The sequence below is a fragment of the Burkholderia sp. LA-2-3-30-S1-D2 genome (assembly GCF_001523915.2).
Lineage (GTDB): Bacteria > Pseudomonadota > Gammaproteobacteria > Burkholderiales > Burkholderiaceae > Burkholderia > Burkholderia diffusa.
In genome coordinates, this window is sequence record NZ_CP013385.1 from 799,613 (window position 1) to 824,309 (window position 24,697).

The 24,697-nt window shown below is 66.2% G+C and carries 25 protein-coding genes and 1 pseudogene; 8 read left to right on the forward strand and 18 right to left on the reverse strand.

Annotated elements, in window-relative coordinates:
* Positions 1-117: 117 nt before the first annotated feature.
* Positions 118-876 carry a hypothetical protein gene (locus WS66_RS32715; protein ID WP_059600675.1) on the forward strand — a complete coding sequence of 253 codons (759 nt, stop codon included), beginning with the start codon at positions 118-120 and terminating at the stop codon, positions 874-876.
* Between the two features lie 169 nt (positions 877-1,045).
* On the opposite strand, the gene WS66_RS32720 is transcribed toward WS66_RS32715, so the two are convergent.
* A complete protein-coding gene (locus WS66_RS32720) occupies positions 1,046-2,233 on the reverse strand; it encodes a beta-propeller fold lactonase family protein (protein WP_059600677.1) in 1,188 nt (395 codons plus the stop codon).
* Positions 2,234-2,497: 264 nt separating this feature from the next.
* On the opposite strand from WS66_RS32720, the gene WS66_RS32725 reads away from it, so the two are divergent.
* The 3 genes and pseudogenes from WS66_RS32725 to WS66_RS32735 form a co-directional block, all read left to right on the forward strand.
* The gene (locus WS66_RS32725) at positions 2,498-3,136 is read left to right on the forward strand and encodes a TetR/AcrR family transcriptional regulator (protein WP_059600679.1); all 639 of its coding nucleotides are present in this window, start codon (positions 2,498-2,500) and stop codon (positions 3,134-3,136) included.
* 84 nt (positions 3,137-3,220) lie between these two features.
* A complete protein-coding gene (locus WS66_RS32730) occupies positions 3,221-3,913 on the forward strand; it encodes a pentapeptide repeat-containing protein (RefSeq protein ID WP_059600681.1) in 693 nt (230 codons plus the stop codon).
* Positions 3,914-4,124: 211 nt separating this feature from the next.
* Positions 4,125-4,268 (forward strand): annotated as a pseudogene (locus WS66_RS32735) (polyamine ABC transporter substrate-binding protein); the annotation flags it as partial.
* Between the two features lie 42 nt (positions 4,269-4,310).
* Here WS66_RS32735 and WS66_RS32740 read toward each other — a convergent pair.
* The 7 genes from WS66_RS32740 to WS66_RS32775 all read right to left on the reverse strand — a co-directional run bounded on the left by WS66_RS32740 (position 4,311) and on the right by WS66_RS32775 (position 11,950).
* Positions 4,311-4,877 carry a hypothetical protein gene (locus WS66_RS32740; RefSeq protein WP_059600683.1) on the reverse strand — a complete coding sequence of 189 codons (567 nt, stop codon included), beginning with the start codon at positions 4,875-4,877 and terminating at the stop codon, positions 4,311-4,313.
* 77 nt (positions 4,878-4,954) lie between these two features.
* The gene (locus tag WS66_RS32745) at positions 4,955-6,202 is read right to left on the reverse strand and encodes an MFS transporter (protein WP_059600685.1); all 1,248 of its coding nucleotides are present in this window, start codon (positions 6,200-6,202) and stop codon (positions 4,955-4,957) included.
* A 266-nt stretch (positions 6,203-6,468) separates the two neighbouring features.
* Positions 6,469-6,798, reverse strand: a complete 330-nt coding sequence (locus WS66_RS32750) for an H-NS histone family protein (protein ID WP_059600686.1) — start codon at positions 6,796-6,798, stop codon at positions 6,469-6,471.
* Positions 6,799-7,781: 983 nt separating this feature from the next.
* Entirely contained in the window at positions 7,782-8,726 is a 945-nt protein-coding gene (locus tag WS66_RS32755) for a dTDP-4-dehydrorhamnose reductase family protein (RefSeq protein ID WP_059600689.1), read from the reverse strand.
* A gap of 163 nt (positions 8,727-8,889) precedes the next feature.
* A complete protein-coding gene (locus tag WS66_RS32760) occupies positions 8,890-9,303 on the reverse strand; it encodes a DoxX family protein (RefSeq protein ID WP_059600691.1) in 414 nt (137 codons plus the stop codon).
* Between the two features lie 317 nt (positions 9,304-9,620).
* Positions 9,621-10,604 carry a lysozyme inhibitor LprI family protein gene (locus WS66_RS32765; RefSeq protein WP_236872999.1) on the reverse strand — a complete coding sequence of 328 codons (984 nt, stop codon included), beginning with the start codon at positions 10,602-10,604 and terminating at the stop codon, positions 9,621-9,623.
* Positions 10,605-11,065: 461 nt separating this feature from the next.
* The gene (locus WS66_RS32775) at positions 11,066-11,950 is read right to left on the reverse strand and encodes a LysR family transcriptional regulator (RefSeq protein WP_059600699.1); all 885 of its coding nucleotides are present in this window, start codon (positions 11,948-11,950) and stop codon (positions 11,066-11,068) included.
* Between the two features lie 127 nt (positions 11,951-12,077).
* On the opposite strand from WS66_RS32775, the gene WS66_RS32780 reads away from it, so the two are divergent.
* Together WS66_RS32780 and wrbA are read left to right on the forward strand one after the other, a co-directional pair.
* Positions 12,078-12,803: a pirin family protein gene (locus WS66_RS32780; protein WP_059600702.1), complete on the forward strand. Its 726-nt coding sequence runs from the start codon at positions 12,078-12,080 to the stop codon at positions 12,801-12,803.
* A gap of 61 nt (positions 12,804-12,864) precedes the next feature.
* On the forward strand, positions 12,865-13,467 hold the full coding sequence (gene wrbA, locus WS66_RS32785) for an NAD(P)H:quinone oxidoreductase (RefSeq protein WP_059600705.1): 603 nt from the start codon (positions 12,865-12,867) through the stop codon (positions 13,465-13,467).
* A gap of 103 nt (positions 13,468-13,570) precedes the next feature.
* Here the strand turns inward: wrbA and WS66_RS32790 are convergent, their stop codons facing one another.
* The 6 genes from WS66_RS32790 to WS66_RS32815 all read right to left on the reverse strand — a co-directional run bounded on the left by WS66_RS32790 (position 13,571) and on the right by WS66_RS32815 (position 17,868).
* On the reverse strand, positions 13,571-13,885 hold the full coding sequence (locus tag WS66_RS32790; RefSeq protein WP_059600707.1) for a hypothetical protein: 315 nt from the start codon (positions 13,883-13,885) through the stop codon (positions 13,571-13,573).
* A 243-nt stretch (positions 13,886-14,128) separates the two neighbouring features.
* Positions 14,129-14,863: an LrgB family protein gene (locus WS66_RS32795; protein ID WP_059600710.1), complete on the reverse strand. Its 735-nt coding sequence runs from the start codon at positions 14,861-14,863 to the stop codon at positions 14,129-14,131.
* Entirely contained in the window at positions 14,860-15,231 is a 372-nt protein-coding gene (locus tag WS66_RS32800; protein ID WP_059600713.1) for a CidA/LrgA family protein, read from the reverse strand. Before WS66_RS32800 ends, WS66_RS32795 begins: the two co-directional genes overlap by 4 nt.
* A gap of 327 nt (positions 15,232-15,558) precedes the next feature.
* Positions 15,559-16,593 (reverse strand): alpha/beta hydrolase, encoded by a 1,035-nt coding sequence (locus WS66_RS32805; protein WP_059600716.1) that lies wholly within the window; start codon positions 16,591-16,593, stop codon positions 15,559-15,561.
* Between the two features lie 58 nt (positions 16,594-16,651).
* Positions 16,652-17,077 (reverse strand): organic hydroperoxide resistance protein, encoded by a 426-nt coding sequence (locus tag WS66_RS32810; RefSeq protein WP_059449252.1) that lies wholly within the window; start codon positions 17,075-17,077, stop codon positions 16,652-16,654.
* A gap of 224 nt (positions 17,078-17,301) precedes the next feature.
* Positions 17,302-17,868, reverse strand: a complete 567-nt coding sequence (locus WS66_RS32815; protein ID WP_059600719.1) for a TetR/AcrR family transcriptional regulator — start codon at positions 17,866-17,868, stop codon at positions 17,302-17,304.
* Positions 17,869-18,156: 288 nt separating this feature from the next.
* Between WS66_RS32815 and WS66_RS32820 the strand changes: the two genes are divergently transcribed.
* Positions 18,157-20,010, forward strand: coding sequence for an ABC transporter ATP-binding protein (locus WS66_RS32820; RefSeq protein ID WP_059600722.1), 1,854 nt, complete (start codon positions 18,157-18,159; stop codon positions 20,008-20,010).
* A gap of 202 nt (positions 20,011-20,212) precedes the next feature.
* Positions 20,213-21,385 carry a porin gene (locus WS66_RS32825; protein WP_059600724.1) on the forward strand — a complete coding sequence of 391 codons (1,173 nt, stop codon included), beginning with the start codon at positions 20,213-20,215 and terminating at the stop codon, positions 21,383-21,385.
* A gap of 146 nt (positions 21,386-21,531) precedes the next feature.
* Here WS66_RS32825 and WS66_RS32830 read toward each other — a convergent pair whose 3' ends face one another.
* The 4 genes from WS66_RS32830 to WS66_RS32845 all read right to left on the reverse strand — a co-directional run bounded on the left by WS66_RS32830 (position 21,532) and on the right by WS66_RS32845 (position 24,645).
* Positions 21,532-22,026 (reverse strand): hypothetical protein, encoded by a 495-nt coding sequence (locus WS66_RS32830; RefSeq protein ID WP_059600843.1) that lies wholly within the window; start codon positions 22,024-22,026, stop codon positions 21,532-21,534.
* Positions 22,027-22,251: 225 nt separating this feature from the next.
* On the reverse strand, positions 22,252-22,713 hold the full coding sequence (locus tag WS66_RS32835) for a hypothetical protein (RefSeq protein WP_059600845.1): 462 nt from the start codon (positions 22,711-22,713) through the stop codon (positions 22,252-22,254).
* Positions 22,714-22,825: 112 nt separating this feature from the next.
* The gene (locus tag WS66_RS32840) at positions 22,826-23,488 is read right to left on the reverse strand and encodes a hypothetical protein (protein ID WP_059600726.1); all 663 of its coding nucleotides are present in this window, start codon (positions 23,486-23,488) and stop codon (positions 22,826-22,828) included.
* Between the two features lie 170 nt (positions 23,489-23,658).
* Positions 23,659-24,645, reverse strand: coding sequence for a LysR substrate-binding domain-containing protein (locus tag WS66_RS32845; RefSeq protein WP_059600729.1), 987 nt, complete (start codon positions 24,643-24,645; stop codon positions 23,659-23,661).
* Between the last annotated feature and the right edge of the window lie 52 nt (positions 24,646-24,697).

The following is a 24,697-nucleotide window of genomic DNA, read 5'->3' on the forward strand; positions in this document are numbered from 1 at the left end:
TTGCCGCTGCGCTGAAAAATGCCGACCGGCGGGCCGTGACGCAGCGTAAGATGCTGGTCGGAATCGTCATCCTCGCGCAGTGCGAACACGGCAATCACCCACGACCGCCATCCGACCATGAAACAAGGCATTTTCGTCGCCACGCCCGCTTACGGTGGCATGTGCTATCTGCCCTACGTGAACGGGTTGCTGGAGCTTCAGCGTGCGTGCCTGAGTGCCGGCCTCGCGTTCGAATACTTCTACGTGAGCGGCACCGCATTGTTGCATCAGCAACGAAATGTCGCGGTCGAGCGTTTCCTGCATAGCGGCCTGTCGCACATGATGTTCATCGATGCGGACATCGGCTTTCGCGGCAGCGACGTGATCCGGATGTTCGAACAGCAGCACGACGTGATGCTCGGGCTGTATCCGTCCAAGAGCATCAACTGGCCGGCGATCGCCGAGGCCGCGCGCTCGGATCCGTCGGCACCGCCCGAACGGCTCGCCTTGTTCAGCTCCGATTACAGCCAGACCGTGTATGCGGTGGACGGCGCAGCGCCCCGGATCCAGCTCGATTCGGTTTCCGAAATCCACTCGGGCGGCGCCGGTCTGATGATGATCGCGCGCGGCGTGTTCGAGAAGATGGCGCAAGCTTTTCCCGAGACGAAGGTCCAGTTCCCGCCGAGCTATCAAAACCTGTCGCCGAATTCGACCACCATGTACGAGCATTTCGAATTCCTGAGGGAACCCGACGGCCGCTCGCTGTCGGAGGATCTGTCTTTCTGCAGGAAATGGCGGATGTGCGGAGGCAAGCTGTATGCGTGTTCGTGGTTCAAGACCGTCCACGTGGGCGTTCATCTTCATGAAGGCAACCTGCCGGCGTTGCTCGGTCAATGACCCGCGTGCGCGAACGGCTGGCGCTGCGCGACGCGTAGCGGCGCGAGCCGTCCGGCTTGCGGAAGGCGGCTGACCGTCGCCAGCGCCGCAGCGTCGGGCTGCGTGCGCAGCCCCGCATCCCGGCCCGGCTCGATGCGCGCATCGACCAGCCCGTCAACGCTTCAACACATCACCGCGGCAACGTCCTCAACGACGACGGCCCGCCCGACAGCGCAATGCGCTTGCCCGTATCGCGCAGCTTGCCGCCTTCGACCGCATACACCGCGAGCTGGCGCTCGACGTTGAACTGCACGATCACGTGCCGGCTATCGGCGGTAAACACGATGCCCTGCGCGGCTTCGCCGCCCGGCACTTCACTCATCTGCACCGCACGACCGTCGCGGATCTCGAACAGCACCACCTTGCCGAGTTTGCGGCGGCCCGGGTTGTCGGCCGTCAGGTTCGAGCCGTCCATCGCCTGCACGGCGATCCACTTCCCGTTCGGCGCGATCGCGACGCCCTCCGGCAGCGACGGCACCGTCAGGTACTGGACCGTGCGGAACGGCGTGCGCGACACGTCGATCAACGCGACCGAATCCGCATCGCCCGCGAGCGTGCCCGTGTAGCCCGGCAGCCCCGCGAGGCCGACGTTGCTCACGACGGCCCAGCGATTGTCGCTCGACACGTCGATCGTATAGGGCGCGACGCCCGTGCTCAGTCGTGTGCCGCTGTCGGTCACCTTGCCGTCGTCGACGTTCAGCACCGCGACGCCCTGCTCGTCGCGCAGCGACACGAGCGCATGCTTGCCATCGTGCGTGAAGCTGATCCCCGCGAGCCGCTTCTTGCCGATCTTCAGGTTGCCGTCGAGCGTCACCTGCGTCCCGTCGATCCGCAGGATCGACACGCTGCCGTCGACGTTCGCCACCAGCGCGAGCCGGCCCGACCGGTCGATCACGATCCCCTGCGGGTGCGTGCCGAGTTCGATACGCGTGATCGCCGGCGGCGACGCATCGAGGTCCACGACCTGCAGGAACGTGTCGTACACGAGCTGCTTCGCGTTCATGTCGTAGCGCGTCGGCGCGCCGACCAGCGCGAGCTTTGCGCCCGGCGCAATCGCGACGGCCTGCGGCGGCCCCTGGATGCCGTTCTCGACATCGACCTGCAGCGCGACCTTCGGCGGAAATACGCTCGCGTCGAGCAGCGTCAGCGTGTCGGCGGGCGGCGACGCGAGATAGGTGTCGCGCCCTTCGACGCGCTGGTACTTGCCGTCGTTGCCGGACACGATCCAGTCGGCCGCGGGCGCGGCGACGGCAGTGGTGACGAGCGTCAGCGCGGCGAGCAGGCGGGTGCGACGAAGGCGAAAGAGATTCGAATGCATGGCGGTCGGTTCTCCGGATCGGTTGCGGACGCAATGATTCGCACGGCCCTGCTGCTCGACGGGCCGATGCAACCGCATGATGCACGAAAGCGCGCGAATCCGGCGTCTCGCGCCCGCCGCTCAAGAATACGCCGGGCGGGTTGATGCGCCCAACGCTATGTCACAGACCAATTAATTTGTGACAAAGTATGCGAGAATTCCGAACCGACGCATCCGGTCGGCACACCGGCACACGCCGCGCAACGCACGGCATCGAGGAAAAGGATGGATCGGCAACTGCGCTGGGGCGACGCCAGCAGGATGGACAGTGTCAACGACGGGCGAAATGCAATCCTGCGTGCGACGCTCGACGCGATGATCGAGCACGGGATCGACCGTCTGTCGATCGACGACGTCGCACGTCGCGCGAACATTTCTCGACGCACGCTGTACCGCTATTTCGGCACGAAGAAGGAACTGATCCAGGGCGTGATCGGCGTCGAGAATGCCGCTTTCTTCGACGAGATGCAGCGCGCGCTCACCGGCTTCGAGCACGACTTCGAGGCCTATTGCGAGGAAAGCGTGTGCTTCGCGGTGCGCTACCGCGATCGTCATCACGGCGGCTTTCACCACAACTATCTCGCCACGAGCGTCTCGACGGAAGTGTTCGGCTACATCGTCGAGAACGTCGCGCCGATGTGGCAACGCGTGCTGGAACAGCCGTACCGCGAATACGCTGCCCTGCATGGCGCGCAGGTGCCCGCACTTGACAACGTCATCGCGCTGATCAGCCGCATCGCGCTGGCGTACTCCCTGATTCCGGCTGACGAGCAGGCAATGCGCGCGCAGATGCGCATCCTGTGGACGTTCCGGCGCGAGCCGGCCGGCAAGCCGGCCGCGGCCAGGATGAAGGCGGCGCGCTGAACGGCAGCGCGCGCGATGTCGCGCAACCCGGCCGATGCCATCCGATACCGGCCACGTACCTTTCAACTCACACTGGATTTCCCCATGACGACTTGCGGAGCTTCCGTCTCCGGCCGAACACTCGATCGCGCCGACTTGCTGCTTCTCGTCGAAGGCTCGCCCGCGCCGATTCGTCTCGAAGACTGCGACCTCGAAGGCGCGGACCTGTCGCGGCTCGATTTGCGCGGCGTGCGGTTCGAGCGCTGCGCGCTCGCGGAAGCGTCGTTCGTCGGCGCGACGCTCGCGCAGACCGCGTGGATTCGCTGCCGCGCGCGCCAGGCGAGCTTCGCGTCGGCCGATCTCGAGGACGCGCAGTTTCAGTCCTGCGATCTCAACAACACGAGCTGGCGCCGCAGCAAGCTCGGCTCCGCACGCTTCGACGAATGCAGGCTCACCGGCGCCGACTTCGAGGAATGCAAGTCGCTCGGCATCGAATTCTCGAACACGCTGCTGGTCGGCGCGAGCCTGCGCCGTTTCTCGTTCCGGAAGACGCGGCTCGTGGCGCTCGACTTCTCGGATGCCGATCTCGCCGGCACGGACTTTCGCGACGCCGTGTTCGAAGGCGGCAGCCTGCGCAACGCGCATCTGAACGATGTACGGTTCGATGGAGCCGACCTGCGCGACGTGGAGCTCGGCGGCACGCCGAAGCTGCTCGCGTCGGGCGTGCTGCGCGGCGCGACCATCTCGTATGACCAGGCCGCGATGCTGATCGAGAATCTGGGGATCCGGGTCGCTTGACGACTGCACACGTATTTCTTCGCGTCGCGGCCGATATTCGCGACTTCGCGCGCGAGCCGCGCATGCGGCAAATGCCGCCCGGCAATCTGTCGAATATTCTCATCACTTCAGCGGCATTCCGACCGGCTCGCGTCACGCACGACCCGTGCACTCATATTCGCCGACCGAACCCATCGGCACTCGAATGACTAGGGAAAATCCTGAGACATCCTTCGTGAAGCCCGCGATCGCGCGCGATCCGTCGGTCTATCCGGCCGACGAGGTACTGAGCAAGATGACGGTGCTCAAGCCGATGCCGCCCGAGATTCGCCGGCTCCAGAACCAGTTGTGGGCGCAACTGAAGACCGGGCGCTGACGGGGCAGCTCGCGTCGGGCAACGGCGCGACGGCCACGGCCACTATCCCTGCGCCCGCTCCGCATGCGGCAACGCCGCAGCGAACGTTACGTCGATGAACCGGATCACGTCGTCGAGCGACGACGTGCACTTCGCGCCCGCGGCGCGTTCCCGAAACTCGCCGTCCGGCCCGAGGCAGATGAGCGGCTTGCGCCAGCGCTGCGCGAGCGCGATCTCCTCGGCCGTCCCGTGCCCGCCGGGCAGCGCGACGATCAGGTCGCTGCTCAGCACGTTCACGTAGTTCCGGTTGATGGTGTGCGGATCGGCGCCCGGTTCGCGGCGCGGCAGCGGCGTGAGGATCGGGATCTCGACGAACGGATGCGGATAGCCGTCGAGCGGCACGAAGCCCGCGTGCGGATCGGCCTGCGTCGGCACGATGCCGATCGACCGGCCGGCCCGCCCCGGCACGCCGACGAATGCGCGCGCGACCGCCAGCATCACGCCCTGGCCGCCACCCGTCAGCAGGTTGAAGCCGGCCTGCGCGAGCCATGCGCCGAGCGGCTCGGAAAACGCGAGCCATGGTTCCTTGCCCGAGCCCATCACGCCGATCGTTCGGTTGTTGCGTTGCATCGTGAATTCCGGTGATGAAATTGAATTGAACCGTGCCGCGGCGCCGGGTCGCGAAACCCGGCGCGCGCCGCGCAGCATCATTCGAGTTCGACGCCCTTGAGTTCCGGGATCAGGAACAGCGTCGCGACCATGTCGAGCACGTAGAGGCCGGCGAGCAGCGCGATCGCCGTCTGGTACGAGTAGTGCGCGGCCAGCGCGCCAACCGCCACCGGCCCGAAGCCGCCGACCGCGCGACCGATGTTCCACAGCACGTTCTGCGCGGTCGCGCGCGCGGCGGTCGGATAGCCTTCGGACATCAGCGTGCCGTAGCCGCCGACCATCCCGTTGACGAACATCCCCATCAGCGCGCCGGCCCACAGCATCGCCGTCGGATCCGACAGCCGCGCGTACACGATGACCGTCACGACCGAACCGAGCTGGTACAGCAGGAACGTCGGCTTGCGGCCGATGCGATCGGCGAGCTGCCCGAACACCCAGACGCCGATCATCATCCCGACGACGGTCGCCGCCGTCCACAACCCCGACTTCGTCAGCGAGAAGCCCATCTGCTTCGACAGAAAGGTCGGCAGCCAGATCATGATCCCGTAGTAGCCGAAGTTCTGGACCGAGCACAGGATCACGATGCCGAGACTCGTGCGCGCGGTGCGGGCGTCGGCGACGAGCATCCGGAACGCGTTGGCGCGCGGCCGCGTCGCGCGCTGCACGAAGACTTCCGGTTCGTGCAGCCGGTTGCGCAGCATCCACGCGAGTAGCGCGGGCAGCACGCCGACCACGAACATCCCGCGCCAGCCGACATGGAGCAGCAGCATCGGCGTCAGCAGCGCGGCGAGCAGCACGCCGGCCTGCCAGCCGAGCGCGACGTAGCACGAGACGCGTGCCCGCTTGCTCGCCGGCCACGCTTCGGCCGCGAGCGCCATGCCGATTCCGAACTCGCCGCCGAGGCCGATGCCCGCGATGGTCCGATACACGAGCAGATCCCGGAAACCCTGAGCGAACGCGCACAGGCCGGTGAAGACCGCGAACAGCATGATCGTCCAGGTCAGTACGCGCACGCGGCCGTAACGATCGCTCAGGGCACCGAACAGAATGCCGCCCGCGACGGCGCCGATCAGCGTCCACGTGACGAGCGCGCCGCCCTGCCCGGGCGTCAGCTGCAATGCCGCCGTGATCGCCGGCAGCATGAAGCCGAGGATCAGCAGGTCGAAGCCGTCCATCGCATAGCCGATCGCCGAACCGGCCAGCGCCTTCCACGCGTACGCCCCGACCTGCTCGTCGCGCGGCGCCGCCGGATCGCCAAGCGCCGAAGATTTCATGTTTGCTGCCATGGTGTCCTGCCGGAAATGTCCGGGCGACATTCTAAAGCCTGTTCCCGCGCATGACGGGCGCCGGACGCGCACGCGGAAAGCGCCGCGCTGCCCGCTTCCGGGAATGGAAGCAGGCAGCACATGAAATGAATCTGAAAGATATTGAAGCCAGCGATCCCGCAGTCAGGCGGGACACCAAAAGAACGCGATGAAGCGGGTGTTGCGAGGCCGACGTCGCCTCCGGCGCGGGTCGAACGACACCGGAGCGGTGCCGGTGCGGTGCAGCCTCAGCCCTGATCGTCGCCGGGCCACCAGGTCTTGGCTTCGCGATCGACGAGCAGCGTATCGAGATCCTTGCCATCGAGCCATTTGGGTCGCGGGCCACGGCCCGACCACGAACGGCCGGTCGTCGGATCGTAATACTTGGCAGGCGCCTTGCGTTTTCGCTGGACGATGTAGCCGAGGGCGCTCAGCACTTCCTGCTGCGAGATGCCCAACAACTCGACCTGCTCCTTGAATGCCGCGAGCGCGGCTTGCTTCTCCTTCTGCTTGGCTTCCGACAGCTTGATGTTCAGGTCCCGAAGTTGTGCTTCGAGATCCCGCAGAGCCTGGGTCATGTATTCATCCTCTTTGGGCATGTTTTTATTCAAAAAACCTCCGATGGCCGAACCTATCACGAAGTTCCGTCAATCGGTGTTGCGATATGTGACTCGTTGGCCCGGATCTGTAAGATTTTCGAAGTGTGCCGGACGCCACGCCGTCGTCGAAAACCGCACGGGATCGGCACGCAACATATGACGCGCCGCGTCCAAGCGCGCGGCGAGCCATCGGTGGCGACCTCCTCGCCACCTGGCGCCGCACCCGGGCACAGGCGCGGCATGGCGCGAATGATAGCAGTGCGCATCCGTCATGTTCGAGGACTTTTGCGGTCCGGCGCACACTTGTCTGCGCCAGCCGGCGAGCGTCGACGCCGGTGCGACGGTTTGCGTGCCGAAGCTGCACGCGTGCGTGTAGTGATGCAGCGGCGAGTCGCTGCCGCGCGCATCGACTCGCTAGCGGTCGGACAGCCAGTCGAGCGCGAGACACGGGCGCCCGCCGCGCGAGCGGTTCGCTGAACGCGATCGGCGACACACCGACGTCGGCCATGTCATTCAGCATCGTCGCCTGGGTCGCATTGTCGGCGCGGACCGAAGACGGTCGCACGCGGTTCGCAGTCTTGTGAATCCGGCTGCGGAAAATCCGGGCTCGTCGAGTCGCAGCGCATGGAACGTGTCGACATCGATATGGATGACGTAACGTCCCACTTCTCCGGGCGACGCGGCAAGAAAGCTGTCGGCCTCGCCCGGAACGGGCACGCGCGAGGTCGCGCGCGCGATCGCATCCGAGACGAAGACACGTCACGATGGGCCCTCTCTTGCTCTCGTGATTTTTCGAATGCGTCAGGGCATCGACGAAGCGGACGCACCGCCACGCGGCCCCGACGCTTCCCGCCAAACGGGAATGTTGCGCGGCGGAGTGCTTGCCTTGCACCGGCGATGAGCGGCCGCTGCCACGCGTCGCGGCATCGCGGTGCGACGCCACACCATGCAACCCGACGCGCTTACGGCAGCCGCGGCGCGTCGCGCAGCACGGCTTGCAGCCCTGTCGCGAACGGCGTCGCATGATCGATCCCGAGTGCGCGCACGCGCGACGCATCCAGGTGGCAATCGTACGGACGCGGCGTCGCATCGGCCGGCGTGTCGATCGGCGCGAGCGCCGCGTCGACGCCGAGCGCGGCCGCGATCCGCTGCGCGATGTCGTACTTTGTCATCGGCACCTCGCCCGACCAATGACGGATGCCCGTGACGGGCGAGCCCGCGAGATGGCGCAGCGTCAGGTCGCGGATGACCGCCGCGACGTCGGGCGTGTAGGTCGGATAGCGGATCGCCCATGCGTCCATCCCGACTGCGTCCGCGCCCGGTCGCGCGGACGCGACGATCGCCGGCACGAGGCTCGTGACGGCCGACTCGCGCCAGTCGACAATCGGGCCGTAGAGCAACGGCAGCCGCAGCACGCAGGCAAGCGGCGATGCGGCGAGCAATGCGGCCTCGCCTTCCAGCTTGGTACGGCCGTAGATGTTCAACGGGTTCGGCGCGGCGTCTTCGCGGTACGGCGCAGCCTTGCCGTCAAATACATAGTCGGTGGAGATGCCGAGCGTCCACGTGCCGTAGCGCGCGGCGAGCGCGCCGATGCGGGCCGGTGCGTCGATGTTGATCGCACGCGCGGCCGCGGGGTCGCGTTCACAGACATCCGGCCGACGTTCGGCAGCACAGATGATCACGGCGGCCGGGCGACGGGTTGCAAAGAGGTGTTCGAGCGCCGGCTGATCGAGCGCGTCGAGCCGGACGACGTTTTCCGGCGGCAAAGCGAGCCGCCGTGCGCCCGCGGTGTCCGGATTGCGGATCGTTCCGATCAGCGTCAGCGACGATTCGCGGGACAGCGATGCGGCAACCGCGCGGCCGAGCAGGCCGGACGCGCCGATGAGGAGGATGGTCGGATGCGACACGGTAGCCAACGATGAAAGGGGATGAGGGCCCCCAATCTATACGAGAACATGCGGCCGATGTCGATTTCGATCGCACGTCGATGACGTGCGATCGATGAAAACAAGGCCCGGTGCGCGATTCCGCGCACCGGGCCCGTCGTGCGGCACGAAGCCTCGCGCCCGCTTACTTCCGGTCGAACGAATAGCGCCCCGGCCCGCTCACCGCGAGCAACAGCAGGCCGCCGATGATGCTGATGTTCTTGTAGAAGTTGATCATCGCGAGGTATTGGTCCATGCCCTGCAGCGCCCAGTAGCGATGCCCGATCAACGCGGTCGCGAGCGTATAGACCGCGAACACCAGCGCGAGCGGACGCGTATAGAACCCGACCGCGATCAGCGCGCCGCCGAGCAGCTCGACCGCCACCGCGATCACCGCCGACAGCTCGGGCGACGGTGCGCCCGTCGATGCCATGTACGCGACCGTGCCCGAGAAGCCGTTCAGCTTCTGCCAGCCGAACAGCACGAACAGGATCATCATCAGCACGCGAGCCGCCAGCAGCAGCTCGTCCTTCTTCGACTCCAGCGAAACGTAACGCATAGCAATCACCTTGAATTGACGGTTTGACGCATTCGGTGCCGATGGCCGCCGCAACGGCGAACCCACGGATCGGCAACGAACCCGCCTCGCACGATCGAACTGCGGGCCAGCCGGCCCGCTGCCGAAGAATCCGTCCGGTCGCGCCGTCGTGGCGCGCTGCGGTGCGGTTCTGGCGAAGCACGGGTGCAGTCTACTGTCTCACCGGAAATCATCAATCCGCCGAAACAAGATTGGCTGTCGCTATGTAGTGGACAATTGTCACGCAACAAACACATTATTGCGGCCGGGCACATCGGCCGGCGCGCCAGGCTGCCGGATCACATCAAATCGACCGGCAGCGTCTTGTCGAGATTGTCGTGCCATGCGCGAATGGTCTTCGGCACGGTCTTTTTCCACGCCGGCGCGCTGGTGTAATAGCGCATCCGCACCTTGTCTTGCGCATCGAACACGAGCAGACCGATCCACAGATCGGTACCCCGGCGCATCACGATTGCGGCGTTCGTCGTCGCGATGCCGCGTACCCAGTACGACTTCACGCCGGCATTCAGGCCGTCGAGATCCTGTTCGTCCGCGCTGGAATTGACCGTGTCGACGAGCGTCTGATAATCGGCGCCGAGCAGCTTGTGCGCGATCGCGTTCTCCCGCGCATCGGCCAGCACCTTCAGGGTCACGAGATCCGGCGCCTGACTCGCCTGCGCCTTCGACGCCGTCACGTAGTCACCCGAATACACAACGCCCGCACCGGCGCCGCAATCGGCATCGCCGCCCTGCTGCGCGACCTTCAAGTGCCCGCCCTTGCGGCTGAAATCGAGCCGGCATCGATCCTGGCGAAACGTGCCACTGTCGCCGTGCAGTTCGATATCGCCGCTGAGACCGCCGGTATTCGCGCCGTTGTTGCCGCCCAATTCGAAGTGAAGACGCGGTGCCGTGCCGGTGAACGTCAGCACGCCGCCGAACGACGGGTTCGCGCTGTCGCGATACCACGTCTGCTGCCACCGATCGGGGGCAAGCGGTGTGCCGTTCAGGCTCGCGAGCCGCTCGCGATAGCGGTCGCCGAGGCACGGCGCATCGTTGCCGCAGCGATCGCGCTGCTTGAGCCATTTCAGCTGCGCGGCCTTCAGCGCGGCCGTATCGCCGCCTTTCGCGAGCGCCTTCTTCCACGCAGCCGCCAGTTCGCCGTCGAGCGACGACAGCCCGGCGTCCGCACAGATGGCCTTTTCGGTCGGCGAAGCGGCTTTCGCGCAATCGAAGCCGGCCGCATGCGCGGCCATCGGCGAGATCGTAAGCACTGCAAACATCATGACGTATCGCAGATTCGCGCGCCGCGCATGCCAGCGGTGAAGCGTGGCTTGCCCTCGCTCGCCCGCGCGAGCATTCGATCGATTCTTCATTGTCATTGGACTGGACTCGTCGTGAATGGCGGTGAGTAGAAGCTACGTGCTCGATGCGATTCGCGGTAAAAACACCCGGCCCGGCATGCACTGCCGGCCGTCGCCCCCGGCGAAGCCTAACGCGAATGCGCGCCGCCGATCAATCGTCGCGCGGCACCGCGCGCGAGCGAATGGAAAACCATCCGACACCGGCACACGAGCGCCGAAACGAGACCATCACCGCGCTCGACGCACGGGCCCGCATGGCGGCCGCCGACGAGCTCACGCCACTCGCCATGCCGCTCGACGAAAGCCGTCGCGACTTCCACCGCGCGCGCAACGTCTCCTTCGTCGGGTCAAAAAAACGCCATCCAACGCATACCGCGCGCCCGCTACCCGCGCCCGCCCAGCCGCTCCGCCAGAAACCCGATGAACGTGCGCAGCGTGACGAACCCTTCCCGATGTTGTGGAAACACCGCGTTCAGCGTGATCGGCGACGGCGCATACGCGTCGAGCACCGGCACGAGCGCGCCGCTGTCGAGCGCCGCGCCGACGATGAAATGCGGCAGCAGCGCGATGCCGAGCCCCGCGATCGCCGCGTCGCGCACGACTTCGCCGTTGTTCGCGACGAGCGGCCCCTGCACATCGAACGTGCGCGCCGCGCCGTCGACCCGGAATTCCCAGCCGACGCGCCGCTCGCGCCCATACATCAGACACGTGTGGCCGGCGAGGTCGGCCGGCGTCGCGGGCGTGCCCTGCCGCTTCAGGTAAGCGGGGCTCGCGCACGCGATCATCTCCCACGCGCCGAGCGGGCGCGCGATCAGCGTCGAATCCTCGAGCGTGCCGATCCGCAGCACAAGATCGAAACCCTCGCCGATCAGGTCGACACGCCGGTCGGTCAGGTCGACGTTGAGCCGCACGGCCGGATGCGCGGACAGGAATTCGGCGATCAGCGGCGACACGTGCGTGATCCCGAACGACAGCGGCGCGCTGATCTTCAGCGAGCCGTGCAACTCGGTGCTGCGCACCGACATCGCCTGCTCGGCGTCGGCGACCTCGGCGAGGATCCGCTGCGCGCGCGCATAGAACTCCTGCCCCGATTCCGTGACCGCGAGATTGCGCGTATTGCGATGCAGCAAGCGCACGCCGAGCGCTGCCTCAAGCGCCATCGTGCGCCGGCTCACGAACTGCTTGGACAGCATGAGTTGATCGGCCGCCGCCGTGAAGCTGCCCGCATCGACAGTCGCAACGAAGATCCTCAGGTCGTTGAGTTCCATATTGTCTACTCCAAAGTGACAGTCATTATCTCTACAGCCATTTATTTGTCAAATCGATTGACCTAAGATTCATCTCAACGAACGGCCGGCCCCACTTCCGAGGTCCGGCGACATCCAGGAAAAAATCATGATCGAGACTCGTGCAGCAAACCAACGTGGCCGTGCCGAGCATGGCTGGCTCAGCTCCCGTCACACGTTTTCTTTCGCGAATTACTACGACCCGAAGCAAGTCGGCTTCTCCGACCTGCTGGTGATCAACGACGACCGCGTCGCGCCGGGCCGCGGCTTCGGCACGCACCCGCACCGCGACATGGAAATCCTGTCGTACGTACTCGATGGCGCGCTGGAGCACAAGGATTCGATGGGCACCGGATCGGTGATCGTGCCGGGCGACGTCCAGCTGATGAGCGCGGGTACCGGCGTGCGTCACAGCGAGTTCAACCACTCGCACGAGACGCCCGTCCACTTCCTGCAGATCTGGGTCGGGCCGGCCGAGAAAGGTGCCGAGCCGCGCTATCAGCAGACGAACGTCGCGGCAGAGGACAAGCGCGGCAAGCTCACGCCGATCGTGTCGCCCGACGGTAACGGCGGTTCGCTGAAGATCCGCCAGGACACGCGGATCTACGCGGGCCTGTTCGATGGTGACGAACGCGCAACGCTCGAACTCGCACCGGACCGCTTCGCCTACGTGCATGTCGCACGCGGCAGCGTGACGGTCAACGGCGTGACGCTCGGCGAAGGCGACGGCGCACGTATCCGCGACGAGCAGGTGCTGACGTTCGCGGACGGCAAGGATGCCGAAGTGCTGGTATTCGACCTGCGTCCGGTCGAAGTGACGGCCGAGTGGGCATGACGCCCGTTCGGAACATCGGGCCCCGCTGAACGCGGGGCCTTCTTAATCGGAGATTCGCAACATGGCTAAGGTACTCGTTCTCTACTACTCGTCCTACGGGCACATCGAAACGATGGCGCAGCACGTCGCGGAAGGCGCGAAGTCGGTGCCCGGCGTCGAGGTCACGCTCAAGCGCGTGCCTGAAACCATTCCTGTCGACCAGGCGAAGGCGATCGGCGTCAAGGTCGACCAGGCCGCACCCGTCGCCACCGTGGACGAACTCGCGGGCTACGACGCGATCATCTTCGGCACGCCGACCCGCTTCGGCAACATGGCCGGCCAGATGCGCACGTTCCTCGACCAGACCGGCGGCCTGTGGATGAAGGGTGCGCTCGTCGGCAAGATCGGCAGCGTGTTCGCATCGACCGGCACGCAGCACGGCGGCCAGGAAACGACCATCACGTCGTTCCACACGACGCTCCTGCACCACGGGATGGTGATCGTGGGCGTGCCCTATGCGTGCAGCGGGCTCGTCAACATGAACGAAATCACGGGCGGCACGCCGTACGGCGCGACGACGCTCGCGGGCGCGGACGGCAGCCGCCAGCCGAGCGCGAACGAACTCGACATCGCGCGCTACCAGGGCAAGCACGTCGCGGAACTCGCCGCGAAGCTCGCGTCGTAACGCGGGTGCCGTCCGTCCCGGAAAGCCCCGGGACCACGGCGCGCTCGAGAACGAACGGCGCCGGTCGACCCGGCGCCGTTTTCCGTCGCGCGAACGCCGGCCGTTACTGGCCCGATGCCGGCGCGGCGGGAGCAGCGGGCGCCGCCTTCGTCGCGGGCGCCTTCTCGACCGCGTTCTGCGGATAGTTGCTCTGATCGTTGGTCAGCCGGTAGCCGGTGCCCGTGCCGATCGCCTTCAGGTCCTTCGCGTGGCGCGCGCGGGCCGCCTTGCGGGCTGCCTTCTTCCGCGCCTTGTCGAGCTGCTTCTGCGTCGGTGCGGACGCCGGATCCTGCGCGTATGCCGCCGGCGCGGCGGTCAACAGCAGACCGAACGACGCCGTTACTGCCACTGCCACCGAAACCACGCGAGACTTCGTCATGGCCGGATCTCCTTGTCGATTGTTGGTTGTGGGTCGAACGCCGGCACGCACGCGACGGACATCGGCGTGCGACCACGGCGCCGATGCAACGTTAGCCGATCGCTGCGCAAATGTCCGTGCCGGTTCCTGAATTCTCCTGATAACGGCAACGATACATGCGCGGCAGGCGCACGGCCAGACGGCGCGGCGCACGTGCCATCAGGGAAACCGATAGCATCGCGCGTGGCCAGCACCCGCCGCCGCTCAGATCCAGCGCGACAGCACCGGCAGCAGGATCGGCACGACGAATGCGGTCAGCACGCCGTTCAGCCCCATCCCGAGGCCCGCGAACGCGCCGGCCTCCTCGCTGACCTGGAACGCGCGCGCGGTGCCGATCCCGTGCGACGCGACACCGAGCGCGAAACCGCGCACCGCCGGCTCCTCGATGCGCAGCGCGTTCAGGATCGCACGGGCGCACACGGCGCCGAAAATTCCGGTCGAGATCACCAGCACGGCGGTCAGCGACGGAATCCCGCCGATTTCCTGCGCGACGGCCATCGCGATCGGCGTGGTCGCTGATTTCGGCGCAAGCGACGCGATCGTCTGGTGCGACGCGCCAAACAGCGCGGCGATGCCGACCGCCGACACGATCGCGGTCAGCGAGCCCGCCAGCAGCCCGACGAGCAGCGGCACCGCGCTGCGCCGCAACTTCGCCCACTGGCGATACAGCGGCAGCGCCAGCGCAACGGTCGCCGGGCCGAGCAGGAAGTGGACGAACTGCGCGCCCTCGAAATATGTCGGATACGGCGTGTGCGTGATGGTCAGCAGCACGACGATCAGCGCGACCGCGATCAGCACCGGGTTCGCGAGCGGGTTGAAGCGCGCGCGTGCATAGACGGCCTGTGCAATCAGGTACGCGATCAACGTGATCGTCAGGCCGAGCAGAGGCGTGGCGGCGAGGTAGACCCAGATCGCGCCGAGTTTCGGGAAGGCCGTCATTGCGTGCCCTCCGCGGTACCGCCCGTGCGGCGCTGGCGCCGCAGCAGCGCACGCGTGACGAGCGCCGTCACCGCGATCGCGAGCGTCGTGCTCACCGCCAGCGCGACGACGACCGCAACCGCGTCGCCGCGCACGCGATCGGCCGACACCATGATGCCGACGCCGGCCGGCACGAACAGCAGCGACAGATGGCGCAGCAGCTCGAGCGCGGTCGGCTCGATCGCGTCGGCGACCTGCGGGCGCAGCATCACGAAGCCGAACAGCAGCAACATGCCGATCACCGGGCCCGGCACCGGCAGGCCGAACAGATAGGACACCCCTTCCCCGAGACACTGGAAGGTCAGCAAGACCGCGAACGCCTGCAGCATGAACCGCTCTCCCGAAGGTGGTCGCGATACCGGGCGGCCGCGCGACCGATTTGCCGGCGGCGTGCCGCGCCGACGTGGACGATATGCGCGATCGTATCAACAATGCTCGCAACCAGCCGCGACGGTGCGATCGCACGATCCCCCTTCGACCGTTTCGATCTGGTTGGATCAGGCAAGAGATCGGGCGGAACCGGGCAAGACGAAGGAGCGATAGCGCCGGTCCGGACGCCAGTGGTGCCGCGTTTCACCGCGCCCGTCGGCCGCATGCAGAAACGGCGGGCATGAGCCCGCCGTTTCGTCGTTCGCATTCGAATGCCACCCGCCGCGTTACTTCAGCCGCGTCGCGATTTCATTCGCCAGCGCTTTCGTCGCGGCCTTCGTCGGTGCATCCGCGGCCAGCGCGTTCAGCAGTCCGAAATCATGGATCGTGCCGTCGTAACGCGTGGTCGTCGCATCGACACCGGCCGCATCGAGCTTGCGGCCGTACGCTTCGCCTTCGTCGCGCAGCACGTCGAACTGCGCGACCTGGATCAGCGCGGGCGGCAGGCCCTTCAACTGCACGGTGCTCGCGCGCAGCGGCGACGCGTAGATGTCGTTGCGTTGCGCTTCGTTCTTCGTGTAGGCGTCCCAGAACCACTTCATCATCGGCCGCGTCAGGAAGTGACCCTGCTGATAAGCGTTGTACGAGCCCGTATTGAAGTTGTGGTCCGTGACGGGCCACATCAGGCCCTGGAAGCGGATCGCGGGGCCGCCCTTGTCCTTCGCCATCAGCGACACCACGGCCGCCATGTTCCCGCCGACGCTGTTGCCGACCACCGCGAGGCGGCTGCCGTCGACACCGATCTCCGCGCCGTGCGCGGCCACCCACTTTGTCGCCGCGTACGCCTGATTGATCGCGACCGGGTAATGCGCTTCCGGCGACGGCGTGTAGTTCACGAACACCGCGACGGCGCCCGATTGCACGACGAGATCGCGCACGAGGCGTTCATGCGTCGGGAAGTCGCCGAGAATCCAGCCGCCGCCGTGGAAGAACATGAACACCGGCAGCGTGCCCGTCGCGCCCTGCGGGCGAACGATCGTGATCGGCACCGACAAGCCGTCCTGCTCGATCGTGCGGTTCGACACGTCGACGCCTGGCAGGTCGACCTTCGCGCCGTTCTGCGCGTCGACGAGCACCTGGCGTGCCTTCGCGGGGCTCAACGTTTCAAGTCCGGGGCCCTTCTGGCCGTTCAGCGCGGCGAGGAACCCGCTCGTCGCCACATCGGGCCGAGCTGCTTCGGCGCCGGCGGCAAATGCGGTGGACGCGATGGACAACGTGGCTGCAACAGCGGCGGCGACCAGCAGCGGCTTGACGATCTTCATGATGAAACTCCTGGGTTCAACCCGATGAATGACGATTAATGGTTCGCAGTGCGATTTATCAGGCGAGCGTGAGCGTGACATCGATGTTGCCGCGCGTCGCGTTCGAGTACGGGCAGACGATGTGCGCGCGGTCGATCAGCGTTTGCGCGGTCTCCCGATCGAGGCCCGGCAACGAAATCTTCAGTTCGACTTCGATGCCGAAGCCGTTCGGGATCGCGCCGATACCAACGCTGCCTTCGATGGCGGCGTCCGCGGGGATCGCGATCTTGTCGCGGGCCGCGACGAACTTCATCGCGCCGATGAAGCACGCGCTATAGCCGGCCGCGAACAGTTGCTCGGGATTCGCGCCTGCGCCGCCCGCGCCGCCGAGTTCGCGCGGCGTCGTCAGCTTCAGGTCCAGGCCGCTTTCGGGCACCGTGGCACGGCCGTCGCGGCCGCCGGTGGCTTTTGCATGGGCGCGGTACAGCACTTTTTCGATCGACATGACAGACTCCTTTTCAACCAGTGAGTGAAGCAGCCTTCCAACCCGGGGACCGCGTACCGAAAGCCTTGCCGCCGGCATCACGCTTGTTTATCTACTCATAGATAGATAAACATCCCCAAAAAATGCAGGCGGTCGATCCACCTGCTCCGATAATCTATCTACCACAAGATAGACAGCAAAACCCGACAAAAGGCGGCGAACCGCCTGACTGCTCGCCCCGCCCGTCAGGACCGGACTTTCCAGACGGCCTCGACATCCTCGAGACGCGCCCTGGTGTGAAATAGCCGACTGGCCAGCACGCTGCCCTGGAACGCCGCGTACAACGTGCGCGCCGCCGTTTCGGGCTTGCCGCTGAACTGCAGCGTGCGTTCCTTCGCGCCCTGCGCCAGCAATTCCGCAAGCCAGTTCTCGTTGGCCTTGAAAAACGCCTGCACGGCCTGCCGCACGTTCTCCGGCAACGATTCGATGTCGGCCGCGAGCATCCCGCACAGGCAAATCTGGTTGCCGTCGCCGAGCGTCCGGCCGAACAGTTTCGTGTACAGGCTCAGCTTCACGTCGGCCGGCAGCGCCGGATCGATCGCCCGCATGGCCGCGAGGACTTCGTCGCTGTAGGCCACCACCGCTTCCAGCACGAGGTCGTCCTTCGACGGGAAGTAGTAGTGGATGCTCGACGTCTTCACGCCCACCAAGTCGGACAGGTCTCGATAGCTGAAGCCGTTGTAACCGCGCAGCATCATCAGCGTGATCGCGTGGTCGAGAATCTGTTCACGGACGGTCGGTTTCGTTTCCATGGACCGAACTTTATCTACTCATAGATAGATAGTCAAGGACTTTTTATGGGGTGGAAGGGTAAAGCCTCGAAACCCCGGGCGCGGTCACACCCGCCCCGCCCAGCCGCGGCTGCTTACAACCGGCCTGCGGCCCGATCGAATCAATGCGACACTCGCAGCCAGGCGACGCGACCACGACGCAATCGTCGGTTGGTCGGATGTGCGCGCCAGCGCTCCGATATCTCGTCGCACCCGGCACCTGCATCACGGGTCCGTCCACTTCGCCGGACCGAATAAGGAGAACAGTTGATGTATTCGTGGTTCGAACGGCGCCTGCCGACTTTCCCGCTCGAAGATCCCGTCACGCCGCCGAAGGGGTTCTTCTCGTTCGTCTGGGCGTGCACGAAAGGCGCGCGGGGCTGGATCCTGCTGATCGCGCTGACCTCGGCCGCGCTGGCCGCGTACGAAGCCGCGCTGTTCGCGATGATGGGGCGCGTGGTCGACTGGCTGTCGTCCGCGACACCGGCGGAATTCGGCGGCCGACACTTCGGCACGCTCGCTGGCTTCGCGGCGATCCTTGCCGGCAGCGCATTGCTGATCGCGCTGCATACGATGGTCAAGCACCAGGTGCTCGCGATCAACTTCCCGATGCGGCTGCGCTGGCTGTTTCACCGGCTGATGCTCGACCAGAGCCTGTCGTTCTATGCGAACGAGTTCGCCGGCCGCGTGACGACCAAGATCATGCAGACCGCGCTCGCCGTGCGCGATGCGCTGTTCATGTCGGTCGACGTCGTGATCGGCGTCGCAGCGTACCTGATCGGCATCCTCGCGCTCGCGGCGAGCTTCGACTGGCGGCTGATGATTCCGCTCGCGCTGTGGGCGCTCGGCTACGGCGCGGCCTGCGCGTATTTCGTGCCGCGCCTGGGTGCCGTCGGCAGCCGGCAGGCCGACGCACGCGCGCTGATGACGGGCCGCATCACCGATGCGTATTCGAACATCACGACCGTGAAGCTGTTCTCGCACACGCGGCGGGAAGCCGACCACGCACGCCGCGCGATGGAGGCGTTCAAGGCGACCGGCGATGCGCAGATGCGGCTCGTCAGCGCGTTCGAGGTCGTCAACCATCTGCTGTCGACGCTGCTGCTGGTCGGCTCGGCCGGCCTCGCGTTGTATCTGTGGATGCATGGCGAAGCGAGCGCGGGCGTCGTCGCGGCCGTGATCGCGATGGCGCTGCGCCTGTCGAGCTATTCGCACTGGATCATGTGGGAGATGACCGAACTGTTCGAGAACGTCGGCACGATCCAGGACGGCATCAACACGCTGACGAAGGTGCGCAGCGTGGTCGACGCACCCGACGCGAAGGCGCTCGTCGTGCAACGCGGCGGCATCGTGTTCGACAACTTGCGCTTCGCGCACGAGGACAACGAGCGCGCGGTATTCGACGGGCTGAACCTGACGATCCGGCCGGGCGAGCGGATCGGCCTGATCGGCCGCTCGGGCGCCGGCAAGTCGACGCTCGTGAACCTGCTGCTGCGCTTCTACGACGTGGACGGCGGCGCGATCAGGATCGACGGGCAGGACATCGCGCACGTGACGCAGGACAGCCTGCGCGCGGCGATCGGGATGGTCACGCAGGATACGTCGCTGCTGCATCGGACGATGCGCGAAAACATCCTGTATGGTCGCCCCGACGCGACCGAGCGCGAGATGCACGACGCGGCCGTGCGCGCGGAAGCGTCCGACTTCATCGAACGGCTGCGCGACCGGCACGGGCGCAGCGGCTATGACGTCGAGGTCGGCGAGCGCGGCGTGAAGCTGTCGGGCGGCCAGCGGCAGCGCGTCGCGATCGCGCGCGTGATGCTCAAGGACGCGCCGATCCTCGTGCTCGACGAAGCGACCAGCGCGCTCGACTCCGAAGTCGAGATCGCGATCCAGCGCAGCCTCGACGGCCTGATGAGCGGCAAGACGGTGATCGCGATCGCACACCGGCTGTCGACGATCGCGGCGATGGACCGGCTGATCGTGCTCGACGAAGGGCGCATCGTCGAGGAAGGCACGCACCAGCAACTGCTTCAGGCTGGCGGCATCTATGCGGCGCTGTGGGCGCACCAGAGCGGCGGGTTTCTCGGCGAAACGGCGGAGGCGGAAAGCGCGGAGCAGTAACGCACGCCAACGCATCGGGCATTCGCCACGCGCGCGCGGATGCCCGATGCCGCGCCTCGCTTAACAGGTTGCACACGCAACGATACGGCGATACACCACCGCGCCTCATAACGATTCGAAAATTTGTTGGTTCCCTAGACGGTGCGCTGTCCGTATCGTTCACCGACTCGTCAGACAAATCGACCAACGGGGGAATCCGACCATGAAACGAATCCGCTCATTCGCACTGCTCGCGCTGCCGGCCGCGCTCTGCGCCGCAGGCGCGCACGCGCAAAGCAGCGTCACGCTTTACGGCATCGCCGACGCGGGCATCGCATACGTGCACAACGCGCAGAACGCGAGCGGCGGCAACGCGTCGAGCCTCATCAAGTTCAGCAGCGGCAACCTGTCGGGCAGCCGCTGGGGGCTGCGCGGCATCGAGGATCTCGGCAGCGGCCTGTCCGCGCTGTTCCAGCTCGAGAATGGCTTCAACATCGGCACCGGCGCGCTCGGCCAGGGCCAGCGCGAATTCGGCCGCAAGGCCGTCGTCGGCCTCGCGAGCAGCACGTACGGCACCGTGACGCTCGGCCGCCAGTACGATCCGGTCGTCGATCTCGTGCAGGGCCTCACGCAGGACAACTACTTCGGCGGCGTATTCTCGACGCCGGGCGACCTCGACAACTACGACAACAGCCTGCGCGTCAGCAACTCGGTGAAGTACACGAGCCCGCTGATCTCGGGCTTCCAGTTTGAGGCGCTGTACGGCTTCGGCGGCGTCGCGGGCGCCACCGGCAACGGCCGCACGTACAGCTTCGGCGCGAGCTACGCGAACGGCCCGCTGTCGCTCGGCGCCGGCTTCTTCTACGCGAACGGCGGCTCGACGGTCGCGAATGGCGTGCGCACGTGGTCGAGCAGCTCGGACACGCTGTTCAACACCGTGATCAACCAGGGTTTCTCGAGCGCGAAGTCGATCCAGATCGTGCGCGTGGCCGGTCAGTACGTGGCCGGGCCGGCGACCTTCGGCCTCGCGTATTCGAACACGCAGTACGGCGCGGACACGCTGTCGGCCTTCACGCAGAACGCGAAGTTCAACAACGGCTCGGCGTTCTTCAACTGGCAGTTCTCGCCGGCGCTGCGCGCGGGCGTCGGCTACAACTACACGTCGCTGACGGGCCCGGCTTCCGCGCACTACAACCAGGTGAACCTCGGCGCGGACTACGCGCTGTCGAGGCGCACCGACCTGTATGCGCTGTTCGGCTATCAGAAGGCGAGCGGCAATACGCTCAACGCGAGCGGTGCGACCGTGAAGGCCGCCGCGTCGGTCGGCTCGTACGGCGTGAACTCCGGCACCGATACGCAGGAACTCGCGGTCGTCGGGATTCGCCACAAGTTCTGATCGCGACATCGCATCGCGCGAACCCCGCAGGCGCGCACCATGGTGCGCGCCTGCGCCGTTTACGCTGTCGCGCTCCCACCCGAGACGTTCAGATCGACCTGACGTTCGAACCGGGCGACGCGGTTGCCGTAAGTCGAAACGCCGGCCTAATGCCGCCGCAATCCGCCCCCCCCCCCGCTCATGCCACCGAATGAATGCATGCCGCCGAACCCGTGGCCCCCGCCGCCGATGAACGGGCCGCGGTGAAAGCCCGACCCCATCGGCATGCCGAAGTGGCGATGATCCATCCGGTTGAAGTGATCGAAGTGGTGGAAATGACGGAACCGATCGACGAAGATGAAGCTCACGCCCGCGCCGATGAAAAGCGGCGGCCCCCAGTACCACGGGTCGGGATACGGATAGGCCGCCGCCGGGTACCACAGCACGCTGCCGTCGTCGCTTTGCACGATCTGCCATGTGCCATCGCGTTGCAGGCACGCTCGCCCCACGATTTGCTGTTCCGTGCCGTCGATGTTCGCGTGCGCGACGACCGCGCGGCAGTTTGTGCCGTAGTCCGGCAATTCGTCGTCCATTTGCGCAAGGACAGGCGCGGAAAGGCAAAGACAGACGATGCCTATTCCGAATCGAAACACGGTGCACATGATCGGCTCCCGCATTGTTGCCTCCGACCACTCCCACCACCGGTGTCACTGGCGGCGCCCGGCACGCCGGCTTGCTTGCGCAAGATTCATCGCGCGGCGGTAACGGGCCGCCGCTTCGTATCGGGTCTCCCGACAGCAGAACGAAGCAGCACGCCCGGTTATTCCAGGGGTCGGGATGCGAATGAAGGCAGCGGGAACCGTCGGCAATCGTTGCCGCGGTGAGCGTCAACCCGGGCGTTTGACGACGTGGTAGACAGCCGCTGCCGTGACCCCGAATACCAGATGGGCCACCAGCGTGATCGCGCCGCGAACCGCGATGAACCACGGAAAGATCGCCGTGAAGGCGTGAAGGTTGACGCCGTACAGGATGAGTCCGAACACGCCGCCTGCGAAAAGCGCCGCCCAGAGCGACATGTTCCGCACCACGATCGCCAGCACGGCCGCATAGGCAAGCGAGAGCGCGGCATGCACGAGTGTCGCGACACCCATGACGATCGGATCGAAGCCGGTGGACGTTCCGAGCACGCTGCGCCCCAACACGATGGCTGCCGTCAGGCGCGCGTCGCGAAACAGGTTCCGGATGACATCATCGCCGGCTATCGACCAGAGCAGCAGCTCGATGACGGTCGACCCGACCGCCGCGCCAAACGCCGCCCAGAGAATCGGGACCGGACTGATTCGTTTCAATTGGCGCCCCCATGGCGACCGGCTGATGTATCGCCGCGGCGTGCGGCCCATCCGCTGCGACTACGATCGGGCAACGCGTGCGTGCGATACCGACCCGGGCCGCCACGCAACGTTACGACGCCCCTTCGCAGTCCGTCCAGTACGCAAACGGATCGCGATGCTTGGGATAGTTCTCGTCAAGCCATTTCAGCAACGTCGCGCGGGCATTGTCCATATCGGCCTTCAACGACGAGGTCGTCAATTCGTGCACTTCGATGGACTTTTCCCGATCGATCACGAAGCAGTTCCAGTCGGGGCCGTCGAGATCCGGATCGTCGGACGCCTTCGATGACTTGCCCCAGCCGAACCCCTTGCGGGCGTCGATGTAGTACCGCGGGTTCACTTTCAGATACGACATCTCGCCGCCCTGCAGGCTGCTCTCCGCGCGCAGCACGTCGTGTCCGTCGACGATCTGCGTGACTTCCGGAAGCCGGCGCGATCGCCATCCGGCAGGCAGCTTCGCGATTGCCTGAACGCTATCGTACGTCCCCCACTCGAGGCCCCACGCTTCGGCCATGCGCTTCATGAACGCGTCCGCACCCGGATAGCCGCGCAACTGGATTCTGGTCGATAGCGTCACTTCCACCCGGCCGTCGGCGTCGGTAGACACATCGTCCCCCGCCGCATCGAACGGATTGCCCGGGCGTGACGCGCTCTTCGCATCCGCCGGCGCAATGCCCGAGAACAACTGATCGAGCGCAGCACGCGCTTTCGACGACTTGTCTGGTCTGTTCATCGTGTACCTCCGGTGCATCCGAACGACTGCAAAATTACTCGATTTACGTTCATCTCTCCAACCTCATCATTTTCCGCGGTCGCATTGTCGACGATCCCGCGGCCCATCTGTATGTATCCACGCACCGGCCTCGGGCGCGCCGCCGAAGCAGGCCCCCACGCCCACACAACCTAACTCTGTTCCCCCAGCGCCGCCCGCATCCGCTCCATCAACGCGAGCACCTCCGGCCGACTCTCCCCCTTCGCATGCACGAAGTAATAACGGAGCGGCGAATCGACCTCACGACGGCTCACCCGAACGAGCGCGCTGCGCTTCAGATATGCGTCCGCGAGCGGCGTTCGCGCCAGCGCCACGCCGAGCCCGGCTTCGGCTGCCGCCAGCACCAGGTTGTAATCCTCGAAACGGCGATCCTGCGCCCGCGGCTTGAACGGAATGCCCAGCGACTCGAACCAGGTACGCCATCCGGTCACGTCGGAATCGTGCAGCAGCGGCATCTCGAGCAGCGCGGCATCGCCGCGCCGGCGGCGCATCTTTGCCAGTTGCGCGGCGAGCCGCGGATGCGCGACCGGATAAAGCCGTTCCGGCATGAACGCGCGCGTTTCAAGCTGACGCCAGTTGCCGCGCCCATACCGGATCGACAGATCCGCTTCGCCGCCGGCGATATCGACGTTGCGAAGCTCGATGCCGAGTTCGATGCGCAACGCGGGTGCCTCGCTCTCGAGCGCCTGCTGCCGCTCGAGCAGCCAGAGCTGCGCGAATGCCGGCACCACACTCATCCTGACCAGTCGCGGTGTGCGCGGCGAGCGCCACTGATCGGCCGCGCTGTCGATGATCGCAAACGCCTGTTCGATCCGCCCGACGAAGCGCTGCCCGTCCGGCGTCAGGCGCACGCCGCGTGCATGACGTTCGAACAGTGCCATGCCCAGCCAGTTTTCCACGGCGGCCACCCGCCGGCTGATCGCGCCGTGCGTCACGCCGGAGACGTCTGCGGCCGCCAGGAACGAACCCTGACGCGCAACCGTGCACACGGTCTCCAGGCTGGCGAGCGGCGGCCGCGGGCCAGGTGCCGGCGCTGCAAGCGGCAGCGCATCCGTCACCTGACGTGCGCGCGCCGGACTCGCGGCTCGCCGCCGAACCGAGCTGTGAGTCATGGTCATATCTGGATGTTGATCTGTGCGCTAGCTTAACATCTCGCGACATCGCACCATT

What these genes read in the sequence shown, in the direction of transcription:
- WS66_RS32820 (WP_059600722.1), top strand. Translation starts at nt 18,157, where the DNA reads ATGTATTCGTGGTTCGAACGGCGCCTGCCGACTTTCCCGCTCGAAGAT.
- WS66_RS32810 (WP_059449252.1), bottom strand. Translation starts at nt 17,077, where the DNA reads ATGTCGATCGAAAAAGTGCTGTACCGCGCCCATGCAAAAGCCACCGGC.
- WS66_RS32725 (WP_059600679.1), top strand. Translation starts at nt 2,498, where the DNA reads ATGGATCGGCAACTGCGCTGGGGCGACGCCAGCAGGATGGACAGTGTC.
- WS66_RS32800 (WP_059600713.1), bottom strand. Translation starts at nt 15,231, where the DNA reads ATGCTGCAGGCGTTCGCGGTCTTGCTGACCTTCCAGTGTCTCGGGGAA.
- WS66_RS32825 (WP_059600724.1), top strand. Translation starts at nt 20,213, where the DNA reads ATGAAACGAATCCGCTCATTCGCACTGCTCGCGCTGCCGGCCGCGCTC.
- WS66_RS32750 (WP_059600686.1), bottom strand. Translation starts at nt 6,798, where the DNA reads ATGACCCAGGCTCTGCGGGATCTCGAAGCACAACTTCGGGACCTGAAC.
- wrbA (WP_059600705.1), top strand. Translation starts at nt 12,865, where the DNA reads ATGGCTAAGGTACTCGTTCTCTACTACTCGTCCTACGGGCACATCGAA.
- WS66_RS32730 (WP_059600681.1), top strand. Translation starts at nt 3,221, where the DNA reads ATGACGACTTGCGGAGCTTCCGTCTCCGGCCGAACACTCGATCGCGCC.
- WS66_RS32845 (WP_059600729.1), bottom strand. Translation starts at nt 24,645, where the DNA reads ATGACCATGACTCACAGCTCGGTTCGGCGGCGAGCCGCGAGTCCGGCG.
- WS66_RS32775 (WP_059600699.1), bottom strand. Translation starts at nt 11,950, where the DNA reads ATGGAACTCAACGACCTGAGGATCTTCGTTGCGACTGTCGATGCGGGC.
- WS66_RS32760 (WP_059600691.1), bottom strand. Translation starts at nt 9,303, where the DNA reads ATGCGTTACGTTTCGCTGGAGTCGAAGAAGGACGAGCTGCTGCTGGCG.
- WS66_RS32740 (WP_059600683.1), bottom strand. Translation starts at nt 4,877, where the DNA reads ATGCAACGCAACAACCGAACGATCGGCGTGATGGGCTCGGGCAAGGAA.
- WS66_RS32830 (WP_059600843.1), bottom strand. Translation starts at nt 22,026, where the DNA reads ATGTGCACCGTGTTTCGATTCGGAATAGGCATCGTCTGTCTTTGCCTT.
- WS66_RS32780 (WP_059600702.1), top strand. Translation starts at nt 12,078, where the DNA reads ATGATCGAGACTCGTGCAGCAAACCAACGTGGCCGTGCCGAGCATGGC.
- WS66_RS32795 (WP_059600710.1), bottom strand. Translation starts at nt 14,863, where the DNA reads ATGACGGCCTTCCCGAAACTCGGCGCGATCTGGGTCTACCTCGCCGCC.
- WS66_RS32840 (WP_059600726.1), bottom strand. Translation starts at nt 23,488, where the DNA reads ATGAACAGACCAGACAAGTCGTCGAAAGCGCGTGCTGCGCTCGATCAG.
- WS66_RS32720 (WP_059600677.1), bottom strand. Translation starts at nt 2,233, where the DNA reads ATGCATTCGAATCTCTTTCGCCTTCGTCGCACCCGCCTGCTCGCCGCG.
- WS66_RS32765 (WP_236872999.1), bottom strand. Translation starts at nt 10,604, where the DNA reads ATGATGTTTGCAGTGCTTACGATCTCGCCGATGGCCGCGCATGCGGCC.
- WS66_RS32790 (WP_059600707.1), bottom strand. Translation starts at nt 13,885, where the DNA reads ATGACGAAGTCTCGCGTGGTTTCGGTGGCAGTGGCAGTAACGGCGTCG.
- WS66_RS32805 (WP_059600716.1), bottom strand. Translation starts at nt 16,593, where the DNA reads ATGAAGATCGTCAAGCCGCTGCTGGTCGCCGCCGCTGTTGCAGCCACG.
- WS66_RS32815 (WP_059600719.1), bottom strand. Translation starts at nt 17,868, where the DNA reads ATGGAAACGAAACCGACCGTCCGTGAACAGATTCTCGACCACGCGATC.
- WS66_RS32745 (WP_059600685.1), bottom strand. Translation starts at nt 6,202, where the DNA reads ATGGCAGCAAACATGAAATCTTCGGCGCTTGGCGATCCGGCGGCGCCG.
- WS66_RS32715 (WP_059600675.1), top strand. Translation starts at nt 118, where the DNA reads ATGAAACAAGGCATTTTCGTCGCCACGCCCGCTTACGGTGGCATGTGC.